Genomic DNA, 13,672 nt, shown 5'->3' on the forward strand with positions numbered 1-13,672 from the left:
GCTGTGCCTAATTAGGCCGAGTGTTATTTGGCAGAAGTATCTATGCCGGGAGTTTCGGTTCCGAGATAAAAGTGCGCTATATCCATATCTATAATAGGGTCTGCTTGATAGCTCGCAATTTCAAATACCGGCGTCTGGCCGAATTGTTTTACGTACAGTTTCTCGCTATGAGAGTAGAACGCATAATTGGCGCTACGCTCTTTTCCCTTCAGGTTGATGGTGAACACAGGGTTTTGAATAACAATACTTTGTATCGCATCTCCATCTACCATCAGCTTGTTAACTAGCAGGTTATTAAAACGCTTGATCCAGGCGTCAATTGCGCCGTTATCGAGTGCTTTGTTTGCATCCGAAGGAGATAAGAACCACTGGGTATTGTCGCTTTCTGTATCGATAATATTGGTGAGAGTGAAGCTATCGGTCTTGGCTTCGGTTATAAGGCCTTCAAAGCCAAGCAGTGTTTTGTCAAACCAGAGTTCCGGTTCAGCTGGAGCTTCGTGCTGAGCCAGCTCAATAATATGGATATCCTGCTCGTCGTTTACGCGAACATGAACTTTTCGATAGCTCGGGCTGGTGCCCAAGTATAGCGTCGCAATTCTTTTGCCATTGTTTGAGAGCTCCAGGGTTTTTTGAGCGTTATCTTCCGCAACTTCAAAACGTTCCGCCGCGTGGCTAGAGCTGGCTACTGGCCAGCCTGCTTTAAGCTTTGAGAGTTTTTGCAGGAGCTCTTCCATTTTTCCTGGTGAAACCAACAGCCTGCCGTAATCTGGCAGGCGCCATTGTTCGCCATCTTTTGTTAGTCGAACCCTGTTTTTACCGTCGGTGATCACAAGCTCTGTCGTTTCGTTTAGACCTTTAGCCAGTGGCTCAGGCTTGTTAGCGGCTTCACTGTTGTTTGTGACCAGCTTGGTACCTAAGACCAAGACTACCTGCAGTACCAGCAACAGAGTCAGAAACTGTATGGCTTTATTCATGCGTGAACTCCTTTCTGGCTGTTGGCATCAGCATCGGTGGTAATGAGAGTGCTCAGAATTTTTTGGTAATTCGCCCGGGTCATTCGCTGGCGCCAGAGAACCACGAGGTATATCGCAAGCAGAGAGACGATTGCCAGACCGTAGTTGAGCAGTTCCCAGAATTGTCGCTGCTTATCGCCCAGGGGGGGCAGAGTGCGATTGAAGTGGCTGCGGGAACGAATACTGAGCAAGCCTTCGTCCTCAAGGCTCCACTCAGCGGCATTAATGACAAACTGCAAAGGGTTGACGTAGTTGTTGCCGGCCATGGAGCTTTGTAGGCGTAGCACACCATCCTCGGCAAAGCTGTTAGAGGCGATAACAATTAGGCGTGCGGATTCGGGGGAGTGCTCGATGATGTTACTGAGCACTTCCTTATCGTCTTCGGATGTACCTTCTGTTTTCTCCTCTTCTTGGGTTTCGGCCGCTTCCCGCTTTAGTAACGGGGATTCCTTACCGGAATAGAACGATCTAAAACGACCGGTTAATACAACCGAAAGCGATTGTTCGCCAACGAACGCCCCAACATCAAAACCGGTGCTACCGTCCTCCCGCGTTTTGGGGTTGATATCCAGGTCGTCACTTAACCATGTGGTGCCGGAGCTTTTTGCCAGAACGACAGAGCTTCGCTTAGCGTTTTTGGATGCATCCAATGTGATGGGAGATGCCCAGGGCACGCTCAGCTGTTGGAGGCCGGAGGTGACTGGGTTTGTCTGGCTCAGTCCCGCGTCGCGTAACTCAAGGAAGTAGGGGTAGTCCAGCATGTCGATTTCCTGCACGGCGAACATACCTACTTGACGGGTGACGGGGATGGGGAAAGCAGAGTTTTGGGTATCCATCACCAAAGATTTACCGATACTGACGCCATGGTGAGCCAACCAGTCCTCTAGGTTGGATACGTGGGTATTTGCAGACAGACCTTGCTGCTGGAGTTGCGCAAGGAAGGGGGAACTTGCTAACAACAGGGTACCGCCACGCATTAGATATTGGTCGATCGCAAATACCGATCTTTCATCGAGATTTTCCGGCGCTAAGACCATCAATAAGTCAATATCTTCCGGTATTTTTCCAGATGAAAGCTCAACGTTTTTAGTCGTCATATTCTCATTGAGCATTTGTTGAAGCGCGCCGAAACTGGCGGGAGAAGGTTGGCCCATTTGCGCCGCGTAAGGGTTGGGTTGCGGTGCAACAATACCGATGGTTTTGGTGAAGCCGGAGGCAAAACGTTTAAGACCAGACTCCAGAGCGCGGTTAATGGAATCCTCATTCCACTCTTCAGGTAGCGCGATTTGCACTGCAATCTCGTCGTTGCTTAATACCAGATAGTAATAAAAAGTAGAGAGATCAAACAAGCTGGAGGCCATCGGTTGGAAACCATAGTTTTCAGCAATTTCCTGAGCGACAGCTCCATCATTGGCTTCTGGGTCGATAAATTTAAAGGCGAATTTGCCGTTGGATTTATCGCGGGTGTTTTCAAGTACAGATTGCAGTGCCGTATTCAATGCCAGCAATGATTCTGGCAGTTTGTCTTCGGTAGAAACATAGGCGGTAAGTTGGACGCTAGCCTGAATACTGTTAAAGAGGTTGCCTCCGGACTGGTAAGCATAGAGTACCTGCTTGATGGCATTAGTTATATCGTATTCGGGATTGCGCAGCTTAATATCCAGGTCGCTTTCGCCTTGGGCTTTCACTTCGATCAGTTCCTGAAAGCTCAATACTTTATATTCATCGCCGTACTGAATCAGAATGTTGAAGTAGGAATTTATGACGGCAGATTGATAACGGTCAGCAACGCGGAAGGGGACTGGTCGAATTCCGTATTTACTTCCGGCTTCCTCTTCCGCTTCTGGATTTGTGGCCGGGTCTATTAGTTCTACCCGTATTTTACCTTCGCTTTCTGCTGCATATTCTTTTAATAGGTCTTGTACTTCTGGGACGAGCGGTGCAAGTAGTGGATGTGTTTTTGCGCTGAAATAGCCGCGAATTAACAGAGGCTCCTGCAATTGATTCAGGTATCCCCGAGTCGCATCGCTAATGGAGTACATTTGTCCCTCTGTTGTGTCTAAACGCAGCGCAGAAACGGGTGAAAGTACCAGATTAAATATTAACAAATTGGCAATTATTAGTAGCGAAGAAAACTTCCAGCGGTTGTGATGTTTTTTATCTCCATCATCAGCCCACCGGTCTTTTTCCAGACTGTAGCGATTTAATACCAGAAAAGCGGCGGCAACACTGATGTAATAATAAAAATCACGGATATCCAGTACGCCGCGAGTAATGGATTCAAACCGCGAGCCGGACCCGAGAAAACGCAGCCATTCAGCGGTTTCATTGCTTACCAGCTTTAATAGTACAGGCGAACCGAGCAAATAGAACACCGTGCATAAAACAACGGTAAGAATCAGGCTGACGATTTGATTGTCGCTGCGACTGGAGACAAAAAGCCCAATGGCAATATAGGCTGCACCTAAAAGAATGGTTGCCATATAACCACTGACTACTGGCCCCCAATCCAGATTCCCGATCAGCGAAACAGTAATCGGCAGGGGTAGCGTTAACAGCAGTGCGACCAGCAGTAAAATTTTACAGGCGGCGAATTTACCTTGAACAAACTGCCAGCTCGAAACCGGCAAGGTCAAAACGTGTTCGAGCGTGCCGCTACGTCGTTCTTCGCTCCACATGCGCATGGTGAGTGCAGCGCTGAGGAAAATTAGTAATACAGGCATCCATTCAAATAGTGGCCGAACATCGGAAATATTGCGGGAAAAATAGGATTCACCCCAGAAGAAAATAAAAAGTGTCGTGGCAATAAATACGCCCAAAAACAAATAGGCTATAGGTGACGCAAAAAATAACTTCAGTTCTTTTTTTGCGATTTTAATGACAGGCTGTTGACCTCTTCGAATATCAAGCAGCATTGTTAACCTCCCGCTCGACGACGCCTAAATGGTTTTTATTTAAGTGAATATTACGGAATACGGTTTCCAGGTCTCGAAGCATTGGGTGGATAGCATAAATTTTATGGCCCTCCACAATAAGTTTTTCGCAAATCCAGGCGATTAGGGCTGAAATATCAATATTGCTTCCGGTAGGCAGATGGAACTGGTTGACTCCATTTGTGTCACTGACAAGTTCAGCCGCTGCAGAATCCAGTAGTTGATTGTTTACGTAAAAACTAGCCAACAGAGCATTCACTGCGCTTAAATTCGCAGAGGTTTGCAGTGCAATGGTGTCGCTGCGGCGTAGTTCTTCTAAGCTTTGATCAACGGCGAGTTCGCCGTTATCGAGAATAATTACGCGGTCACAGAGTGCGTCCACTTCTTGCATAATATGGGTGGAAATAATAACGGTAGACTGTTGCGCGAGCCCGCGGATAAGTTTCCGCATCTCGTGGGTTTGATGTGGGTCGAGGCCGTTCGTGGGTTCGTCGAGAATTAAAATTTTAGGGTTGTGGATAAGTGCCTGGGCAACACCAACGCGCTGCTTAAAACCTCGGGAGAGGGTTGCAATAGCCTGCAGAGCTTTACTGGCGAGCTGTGTTTTTCTGATGCTTTCAACAACTGCAGTCTCCTGCGCCTGCTCCGGGATATTGCGAACCTGAGTACAGTAGAATAGGTAATCCATCACGCTCATTTCCGGGTATATCGGCAAGTTTTCCGGAAGGTAGCCTATTGATCGCTGGATGTCGTTGGCGTTTTCTGACAGCTCTTTGCCATCAATAACAATAGAGCCTGCGCTGGGCTCAATATAGCCCGTCAGCATTTTCATGATTGTGGTTTTCCCCGCACCATTATGGCCGAGTAAACCAACAATTTCGCCAGACTTTATATGAAAAGAGACGTTGTTGACGGCGGCAAAGTTACCGTAGCTCCGACTGATATTGTTCGCACGAATCATTTCTGACCCCAAGTATTTTACGTTATTGTTTAAATATTAACCTGTGACGGTGGTTTCTTTAGTGTGAGTTCTTCTGAGCTTTTTTCTTGCTAAAGAGTTCCCTTAATTAACATATCGAGTAGGAATTTATCGGAAGGAAGGTGGTGCCTCCCGCAAAAATATCAAGTCTTGAATAAGAAGTTTTGGAAGGAGGGGGCGTCGAGCCTATAAAAAAGGCCGCGAGCTTTAGCTGGCGGCCTTTGCTCCAAAACAGGAAGTCTTAGAATATGGACGGATTGGCGTCTATGCGACCTTCGCGAACGGGGAAGTCGCGTGAAGGAGAGCCGGTGTATAACTGCCGAGGGCGACCAATTTTGTAGCCGTCGGTAATCATTTCATGCCAGTGCGCAATCCAGCCAATGGTGCGGCCAGTCGCGAAAATGACAGTAAACATATCGGTTGGAATGCCAATCGCTTTCATAATGATACCGGAGTAAAAGTCGACATTCGGATAGAGTTTTTTCTCTACGAAGTATTCGTCTTCCAAGGCAATGGTTTCTAGGCGTTTAGCGATTTTCAGGAGAGGATCATCTTCCAGTCCTAGTTCAGCCAGTACTTCGTCGCAGGTCTCTTTCATCACCTTTGCACGTGGATCGAAGTTTTTGTATACGCGGTGGCCAAAACCCATTAAGCGGAAGGGATCGTCCTTGTCTTTGGCGCGAGCAACAAATTTATCGATGTTTTTCTCGTCGCCAATCTCTTCTAGCATATTCAGTACGGCTTCGTTTGCACCGCCGTGAGCAGGCCCCCAAAGGGTTGCAATACCAGCAGCAATACAGGCAAACGGGTTGGCACCGGATGAGCCAGCCAAGCGTACGGTGGAAGTGGAGGCGTTTTGCTCGTGGTCAGCATGCAGCAGGAATATGCGATCCATGGCGCGCGCAATAACGGGGTTTACGTCTGGGTCATTGCACGGCGAACCAAACATCATATGCAGGAAGTTTTCGGCATAGCCCAGATTGTTATTCGGGTACATAAACGGCTGACCCTGCGAGTGTTTGTAACACATGGCAGCTAAGGTAGGTACTTTTGCAATTAGGCGGTGGGCAGAAATAATTCGATGGCGGGCGTTATTGATGTCGAGCGAGTCGTGATAGAAAGCTGACAGTGCACCGACAATACCGCACATCATGGCCATGGGGTGGGAGTCATAATGGAAACCGCGGAAAAAGCGGGAAATAGACTCGTGAACCATGGTGTGGTTGGTCACAATGTTAACGAATTCATCGTATTCGCTTTGCGACGGAAGTTCTCCGTGGAGCAGTAAATAGCAGGTTTCCAGATAGTCGGACTGTTTTGCGAGTGTTTCAATAGGGTAGCCGCGGTGTAGCAGAATGCCCTTGTCGCCGTCGATATAGGTAATTTTGGATTCGCAGGAAGCGGTTGAAACAAAGCCGGGGTCGTATGTGAAATAGCCTTTTCCTGTTAGGGCTCTAACATCGATAACATCTGGACCAATGGTGCCGGCGTATACTGGCAGTTCAATGGGTTCATCCAAGTTATCAATCTTTAGGCTGGCTTTTTTATCAGTCATTTTGGACTCCTGTGTAACAAAACGTGCATTCTCACTCAAATGAACAAGAACACATTCTTATATTGAAATTGTGTAGCTGCATGAACCGCAGGCACATGATGTGCGAGTTTGGCAACAAAACGAACCAATCGCTTTTTTTCAATTATGATCAGTATATTGCAACTGAGGTAATTTGCAGTAGCCGACATTAGTCTATGGCTACCGTTAAATGGCGGTGCATACAGGTTGGGCACCGATATTGGTCAAATAGTAGGCGTAATAAATCCTCTTTATCGAAACCGGCCTCCGCCAAGGGTCACGATTATAGTGAATTTTGCCTGCATAAGTGTAGTCTTGCGCTGAGCAGAATCAAAAAAACATGCTTTAATGGAAATAGGGATGGTTGATTTTCGATCGTTGTGAGCTTTTATGGTGAAAATATTAGCCTGTAGTCCAAAGTGGTGCGCGGCAACTTGCTCTTTAGTTGAATAATGTAGCCTAAGTACTTATAAACAATTGTAATTTTACTGTCGCATTATTATAATTTCGTGCGTTTCCGATGGCGCATTCGCGCATGAGGTTATGGCGCGTTTTTCGTTAATACCGCCTTCCCTAACACATCCAGCAAACCTGATTCATTTACCGTACTCTGTGGTGGTGGTTTTTTTGTAATCTGGTTCTTGATGCAGTGAGTTTATAGAGTCTAGAGCTTACAAAGGTATGCATATTGAGCGCGAAAAGAAAGAGCCATGAGTCGTTCTTTGGGTAGAGATCAAATAGGTGTCAATTAATGCCAGAAAGAACGAGATTGGTTAAATGAATTTTATACAAACCCGGTAAACAAGGTGCGACGCGACTGTGAAAAATAACAGACCTGTTAATCTGGATCTCTCAACTATCAAGTTTCCTGTTACGGCAATAGTTTCAATCTTACACCGTGTGTCTGGTGTGGTTTTGCTGGCAGGGGTTATTGTACTGCTACTGATGCTTGATATGAGTCTGTCCTCAGAAGAATCCTACAATCAGCTTGCTGATCTACTCGCTACGCTCTGGGCAAAATTAGTGCTCTGGGGTGTTTTGGCGGCTCTGGCCTACCATTTCTGCGCAGGTGTTAGACACCTGATTATGGATGTGGGTGTTGGTGAGAGCCTCAAGGGTGGCAGGCTGGGAGCCAAACTCGCATTGTTTTTTGCGATTGTACTAATTATTTGTGCGGGGGTATGGGTATGGTAACGGCGGTTACAAGCTGGGGGCGAAGCGGCCTCTACGACTGGTTGGTACAGCGCTTCAGTGCATTGGTTCTAGCGACTTACACCTTATTAGTTGTTGGTTTTATCGTTGCTCATCCGGGTATGAGCTATGAAGAGTGGTCTGGTCTTTACGGTCAGTTGTGGATGCGGGTGTTCAGCCTGCTGGCACTGATCTGTACCATTGCGCATGGTTGGATTGGCTTGTGGGGTGTGTTGACCGATTATGTGACTACGCGAATGATGGGCGAATCTGCATTGGTTTTGCGTATGCTGGCGTTACTAATCTATGCGCTGGTTAGTATTACTTTCCTAGTGTGGGGCGTTGAGATTTTGTGGGGGTTTAATTAATGGCTAACATCCGAACGATTTCATTCGACGGTATTGTTGTCGGTGGTGGCGGTGCAGGTATGCGCGCGGCATTGCAGATGGCTCAGTCCGGATTTAAGACAGCGGTGGTAACAAAAGTATTTCCAACGCGTTCTCACACGGTTTCCGCTCAAGGCGGTATTACCTGCGCAATTGGCAGTGCAGACCCAGAGGACAACTGGCGCTGGCATATGTACGATACCGTTAAAGGGTCGGACTATATAGGTGATCAAGATGCTATTGAATATATGTGTTCTGTTGGCCCGGAAGTGGTGTTTGAGTTAGAACATATGGGCCTGCCGTTTTCCCGTACCGACAATGGCCGTATATACCAGCGTCCTTTCGGTGGGCAATCAAAAGACTTTGGTCGCGGTGGCCAAGCCGCACGAACCTGTGCTGCGGCAGACAGAACCGGTCATGCGCTTTTGCATGCGCTCTACCAAGGCAATGTTAAAAATAACACCGTATTCCTGAATGAATGGTTCGCTGTAGATCTGGTGAAAAACCAGGATGGCGCTGTTTGTGGTGTTATTGCTATCAATATGGAAGATGGTGAAGTGGTCTACATTAAGTCGAAAGCGACGGTGCTGGCGACCGGCGGTGCAGGCCGTATGTATGCCTCGACAACCAATGCTCATATTAATACCGGAGACGGTCTTGGTATGGCGCTACGTAGTGGCTTCCCTGTTCAGGATATTGAAATGTGGCAGTTCCACCCAACGGGCATTCACGGTGCCGGTGTGTTGGTGACTGAAGGTTGCCGCGGAGAGGGTGGTTATCTGGTGAATAAAGATGGCGAGCGCTTTATGGAGCGTTATGCGCCAAACGCCAAAGATCTCGCTGGTCGCGATGTTGTGGCACGTTCTATGGTACTTGAAATTCTGGGTGGTCGAGGCTGTGGTGAAAATGGCGATCATGTGTTTTTGAAGTTGGATCATCTGGGTGCCGATACCTTGAACCAGCGTTTGCCAGGTATTTTGGAATTGTCCCGTACCTTTGCGCACGCCGACCCCATTAAAGACCCCATACCGGTTGTACCAACCTGTCACTATATGATGGGTGGTATTCCTACCAATGTTAATGGTCAGGCGCTTACCCAGAACGCAAAGGGTGACGACGAAGTCGTTGAGGGTTTTTATGCTTGTGGTGAGGTGGCCTGTGTGTCAGTTCATGGCGCTAACCGTTTGGGCGGGAATTCCCTACTGGATCTCGTTGTGTTTGGTCGCGCCTCGGGTCTGTATATCGAAAAAGCGTTGCGTGAGGGTATTGAATTACGTGATCCAACAGAGTCGGACTTGGAAGTTGCAACGGCTCGCCTGAATAAAGTCAATGCCAGCTCGGGTGGTGAGAATGCTTCTGTTCTGCGCACTGAGTTACAGAACATTATGCAGAACCACTTCGGCGTATTCCGCAAAGGTGAGTTTATGCAGGAAGGGATACAGAAACTTGCAGCACTGCGGGAGCGTGTCGAAAATGTAACGTTGGCTGATAAGAGCAGCACCTTTAATACTGCCCGTATCGAAGCACTGGAAATTCAGAACCTGTTTGAAGTCGCTGAAGCTACTGCGATTGCCGCAGAAGAACGCAAGGAATCTCGTGGTGCCCATGCCCGGGAAGACTTCCAGGATCGCGACGACAAGAACTGGTTGTGCCACTCGATGTATTTTCCTGGCGAAAAGCGCGTAGGCAAGCGTGATGTGAATTTCGCTCCGAAAACGATGGAAGCCTTCGAACCCAAAGTTCGTACCTACTAAAACAGGGTGCTCATAAAATGCTGAAAGTTGAAGTTTATCGCTACAATCCCGAAACGGACAAAGAGCCCTATATGAAAGCCTATGAGCTTGATGTCCAGGGTAAAGACCTTATGGTGTTGGATGTTCTTGAATTATTGAAAGCTCAAGACCCTGCGTTGGCCTTTCGTCGATCTTGCAGGGAAGGTGTTTGCGGTTCGGACGGGCTGAATATTGCCGGTAAAAATGGTCTGGCTTGTGTAACACCTCTTTCCGATTGCGTTAAGAATAATAAGTTAGTGTTGAGACCTTTACCTGGCCTACCGGTGGTGCGTGATCTGGTTATTGATATGAGCCAGTTCTACGCACAGTTTCTCAAGGTAGACCCTTATCTGCAGAACGATACGCCTGCGCCAGCGATTGAACGTTTGCAGTCTCCAGAAGAACGTGAAAAGCTGGACGGTTTGTACGAGTGTATTCTCTGTGCCTGCTGTTCAACCAGTTGCCCATCATTCTGGTGGAATCCAGATAAGTTTATTGGCCCTGCAGGCTTGTTGCAGGCCTATAGATTCCTGGCCGATAGTCGCGATACAGCTACGGACGAACGGCTGGCAAAGCTGGATGATCCGTTCAGTGTTTTCCGTTGTCACGGCATACAAAACTGTGTGGATGTTTGCCCTAAGGGTTTGAATCCTACACGAGCAATTGGCCATATTCGTAGCATGTTATTACATCGAGGAACTTAATCGACGGAGCAGTTTCAGCGTACTGATGATGTAAGTATCGGTACTGAAGCTGAACCGACATATTTAGTTGCCGGAGCTTTGCGTAGTGCGTTGCTCCGGTTTCTTCGATAAGAGCAGTAAGATTTTCTATACTGATTAGCAGGATTGGTGAAGCACATAAAAAATTACCAATCGGTTGATTAGAAAGCCTTAATTTGAGTATTTATTTGCTTCAGCCCAGCATGCTTGAGCAAATCCCTGAAAGCGGTGAGTAAACCATGCATGACAGTTTAATGGAGGCACTTTGGCAAACGGGCCATATATCCGGCAGTAATGCTGCATATGTGGAAGACGTTTACGAGTCGTTTCTGAAGGATCCAAACTCCGTCCCAGAGCAGTGGCGCGAGTACTTTGAAAAACTACCTACCGTTAACGGTGGTACTGGTGCTGACGTTCGCCATTCCGAGATTATCGAATATTTCGAATTGCTAGGCCGTAATCGTGCTCGTCCGATGGTAGCTCCCGGGGAGGGCGCTGCAAATATTGCGCACGAACGAAAGCAGGTTGAGGTTGTTCAGTTAGTTAATGCTTACCGTTTGAGCGGGCATCAGAAGGCGCAGCTTGACCCACTAAAACTGCGCGATGTTAGAACACCTCACGATCTGAGTTTGGATTTTCACGGTTTAAATACCGCTGATTTGGATTCCGTATTTCAAACTGGGGATCTGTCATTTGGCTATAATGAGGCCTCTTTAAAAGACATTATTGCCGATTTGGATAAGACCTACTGCCATACGATTGGTGCAGAGGTCATGCACATTACCAACTACGAAGAGCGTCGCTGGTTGCTGCAACGGCTTGAAAGTAGTCGTTCCTGTCCGGATTTTGGCGAAAAAACCAAACTCAATCTGTTGCGTCGTTTGACCGCAGCGGAAGGTTTGGAGCGCCACCTGGACAGTAAGTATCCGGGTACCAAACGCTTTGGCCTGGAAGGCGCAGAAAGCTTAATTCCTTTGCTGGATACTTTGATCAATCGCTGTGGTGGATACGGAGCCAAGGAAATGGTTATCGGTATGGCTCATAGAGGCCGACTCAATACATTGGTAAACGTGTTGGGTAAGAATCCGGTGGAACTATTCGAGGAGTTCGAAGGGAAGAAATTGGTGGACACCTCCGGTGATGTGAAATACCACCAAGGGTTTTCTTCGAATGTGATGACCCCAGGCGGTGAAATGCATCTGGCCCTGGCTTTCAACCCGTCACATCTGGAGATTGTAGCTCCAGTAGTTGAGGGCTCTGTGCGTGCACGCCAGGATCGTCGCGATGATGTTCGCGGAAATAAAGTAGTTCCTTTGGTAATTCACGGCGATGCGGCGTTTGCTGGTCAGGGTGTCGTGATGGAAACTTTTCAGATGTCCCAAACCCGTGCTTACAAAACAGGCGGTACGATTCATCTGGTTGTCAATAATCAGGTTGGCTTCACCACAAACCGAAAAGAAGACTCTCGGTCTACCGACTATGCAACCGACGTTGCAAAAATGATCGAAGCACCGATTTTCCACGTTAATGGTGATGATCCCGAAGCTGTTGCTTACCTAGCAAATCTGGCTGCCGATTATCGCAATGAATTTGGGAAAGATGTGGTTGTTGACTTAGTCTGTTATCGCCGTCGCGGTCACAACGAAACTGATGAGCCCTCCGCGACACAGCCGGTAATGTACAAAGCTATTCGAGCGCAGAAAACAACGCGTACGCTCTATGCTGAGCAGTTGGTCAACGAGAGTGTACTGAGTGCAGAAGAAGCGCAAAGCATGTCTGATGATTACCGTGCCGCACTGGATCGCGGTGACCATGTGGCGCGAGGCTTGGTCAGTGAGCCTGATAGATCCCTATTCGTCGATTGGTCACCCTATATTGGTCATGATTGGCAGACCCCCTACGATAGTACTTACCCTATAAAAGAGCTGCAGGATCTAGCAGAGCAAATCAACAACATTCCCGATGGTGTTCAAGTTCAGCGGCAGGTCTCCAAGATTTATGAGGATCGCCGCAAGATGGCCGGTGGTGCGCTACCTATTAACTGGGGTATGGCCGAAACTTTGGCTTATGCAACCTTGCTAAAGCAGGATTACGGCGTTCGTCTTACGGGGCAGGATGTTGGTCGCGGTACTTTCTCTCATCGCCACGCTGTTGTTCACAACCAGAAAGATGGTGAATGTTATATCCCGCTGCAAAATGTGAAGGAAGATCAGCCTGTATTTGATATTTTCGATTCGTTTCTTTCCGAAGAGGCTGTGCTGGCATTTGAATATGGTTACGCAACAACCAAACCGGGTGGTTTGGTTATTTGGGAAGCCCAGTTTGGTGATTTCGCCAATGGTGCGCAAGTCGTCATCGACCAGTTTATTACCAGTGGTGAGCACAAATGGCAGCGGTTATGTGGTTTGACGATGCTCTTGCCTCACGGCTACGAAGGTCAGGGACCAGAGCATTCTTCCGCTCGTCTTGAACGCTTCATGCAACTGTGTGCTGAACACAATATTCAGGTGTGCATTCCTACAACACCTGCGCAGGTTTACCACATGATACGGCGCCAGGCGATTCGTTTGATGCGCCGTCCTTTGGTTGTGATGAGCCCCAAGTGGATTCTGCGCCATAAATTGGCGACTTCATCTTTGGAGGAATTGGCAGAAGGTACTTTCCAATCCGTTATTGGTGATGACAAAGTGTCTGGTGAAGATGCAAAACGTGTCATTCTGTGTAGTGGTAAAGTGTATTACCACCTATACGAAGCGCGCGAAGAACTTGAACAGAACGATGTGGCATTAATTCGAATTGAACAGTTGTATCCCTTTCCGGAAGAAGATCTGCGTGTTGCTCTTAAGCAATATGCTCATCTTTGCGATGTTGTCTGGTGTCAGGAAGAGCCGATGAACCAAGGCGCCTGGTATGCCAGTCAGCACCGTATGCGTCGAGTGGTTGAGCGAGTTAACGAAGATGCCTACCTGCGTTATGTTGGTCGGCAATCTTCTTCCGCTCCAGCTGCGGGCTATATGTCGACCCACCTGGATGAACTGAACAAATTTGTAAATGCAGCACTGGACACCAGTGTATAAGTAACGACTTTTTAGCTAATAAGCGA

At 47.8% G+C, this 13,672-nt stretch carries 9 protein-coding genes; 5 read left to right on the plus strand and 4 right to left on the minus strand.

The window, feature by feature from the left end; genetic code table 11:
- Nucleotides 1–23 precede the first annotated feature (23 nt).
- The 4 genes from H5715_RS04935 to gltA form a co-directional block, all read right to left on the minus strand.
- Entirely contained in the window at nt 24–974 is a 951-nt protein-coding gene (locus tag H5715_RS04935; RefSeq protein WP_075187933.1) for a DUF4340 domain-containing protein, read from the minus strand.
- Nucleotides 971–3,928, minus strand: coding sequence for a Gldg family protein (locus tag H5715_RS04940; protein ID WP_075187932.1), 2,958 nt, complete (start codon nt 3,926–3,928; stop codon nt 971–973). The genes H5715_RS04935 and H5715_RS04940 overlap by 4 nt, the downstream gene beginning before the upstream one ends.
- Nucleotides 3,918–4,907: an ABC transporter ATP-binding protein gene (locus tag H5715_RS04945; RefSeq protein ID WP_075187931.1), complete on the minus strand. Its 990-nt coding sequence runs from the start codon at nt 4,905–4,907 to the stop codon at nt 3,918–3,920. Before H5715_RS04945 ends, H5715_RS04940 begins: the two co-directional genes overlap by 11 nt.
- A 259-nt stretch (nt 4,908–5,166) precedes the next feature.
- Nucleotides 5,167–6,480 carry a citrate synthase gene (gene gltA, locus H5715_RS04950; protein ID WP_075187930.1) on the minus strand — a complete coding sequence of 438 codons (1,314 nt, stop codon included), beginning with the start codon at nt 6,478–6,480 and terminating at the stop codon, nt 5,167–5,169.
- An 837-nt stretch (nt 6,481–7,317) separates the two neighbouring features.
- Between gltA and sdhC the strand changes: the two genes are divergently transcribed.
- From sdhC to H5715_RS04975, 5 genes are all read left to right on the plus strand, one after another.
- A complete protein-coding gene (sdhC, locus tag H5715_RS04955) occupies nt 7,318–7,692 on the plus strand; it encodes a succinate dehydrogenase, cytochrome b556 subunit (RefSeq protein ID WP_075187929.1) in 375 nt (124 codons plus the stop codon).
- Nucleotides 7,686–8,057 carry a succinate dehydrogenase, hydrophobic membrane anchor protein gene (gene sdhD / locus H5715_RS04960; RefSeq protein WP_075187928.1) on the plus strand — a complete coding sequence of 124 codons (372 nt, stop codon included), beginning with the start codon at nt 7,686–7,688 and terminating at the stop codon, nt 8,055–8,057. The genes sdhC and sdhD overlap by 7 nt, the downstream gene beginning before the upstream one ends.
- On the plus strand, nt 8,057–9,829 hold the full coding sequence (sdhA, locus tag H5715_RS04965; RefSeq protein WP_075187927.1) for a succinate dehydrogenase flavoprotein subunit: 1,773 nt from the start codon (nt 8,057–8,059) through the stop codon (nt 9,827–9,829). Before sdhD ends, sdhA begins: the two co-directional genes overlap by 1 nt.
- 17 nt (nt 9,830–9,846) lie before the next feature.
- Complete coding sequence (locus H5715_RS04970; RefSeq protein WP_075187926.1) at nt 9,847–10,551, plus strand: succinate dehydrogenase iron-sulfur subunit; 705 nt, start codon at nt 9,847–9,849, stop codon at nt 10,549–10,551.
- A gap of 257 nt (nt 10,552–10,808) precedes the next feature.
- Nucleotides 10,809–13,646 carry a 2-oxoglutarate dehydrogenase E1 component gene (locus H5715_RS04975; protein ID WP_075187925.1) on the plus strand — a complete coding sequence of 946 codons (2,838 nt, stop codon included), beginning with the start codon at nt 10,809–10,811 and terminating at the stop codon, nt 13,644–13,646.
- Nucleotides 13,647–13,672: the final 26 nt, after the last annotated feature.

This window comes from Teredinibacter haidensis, assembly GCF_014211975.1.
Lineage (GTDB): Bacteria > Pseudomonadota > Gammaproteobacteria > Pseudomonadales > Cellvibrionaceae > Teredinibacter > Teredinibacter haidensis.

What these genes read in the sequence shown, in the direction of transcription:
- H5715_RS04935 (WP_075187933.1), bottom strand. Translation starts at nt 974, where the DNA reads ATGAATAAAGCCATACAGTTTCTGACTCTGTTGCTGGTACTGCAGGTA.
- H5715_RS04940 (WP_075187932.1), bottom strand. Translation starts at nt 3,928, where the DNA reads ATGCTGCTTGATATTCGAAGAGGTCAACAGCCTGTCATTAAAATCGCA.
- H5715_RS04945 (WP_075187931.1), bottom strand. Translation starts at nt 4,907, where the DNA reads ATGATTCGTGCGAACAATATCAGTCGGAGCTACGGTAACTTTGCCGCC.
- gltA (WP_075187930.1), bottom strand. Translation starts at nt 6,480, where the DNA reads ATGACTGATAAAAAAGCCAGCCTAAAGATTGATAACTTGGATGAACCC.
- sdhD (WP_075187928.1), top strand. Translation starts at nt 7,686, where the DNA reads ATGGTAACGGCGGTTACAAGCTGGGGGCGAAGCGGCCTCTACGACTGG.
- sdhA (WP_075187927.1), top strand. Translation starts at nt 8,057, where the DNA reads ATGGCTAACATCCGAACGATTTCATTCGACGGTATTGTTGTCGGTGGT.
- H5715_RS04970 (WP_075187926.1), top strand. Translation starts at nt 9,847, where the DNA reads ATGCTGAAAGTTGAAGTTTATCGCTACAATCCCGAAACGGACAAAGAG.
- H5715_RS04975 (WP_075187925.1), top strand. Translation starts at nt 10,809, where the DNA reads ATGCATGACAGTTTAATGGAGGCACTTTGGCAAACGGGCCATATATCC.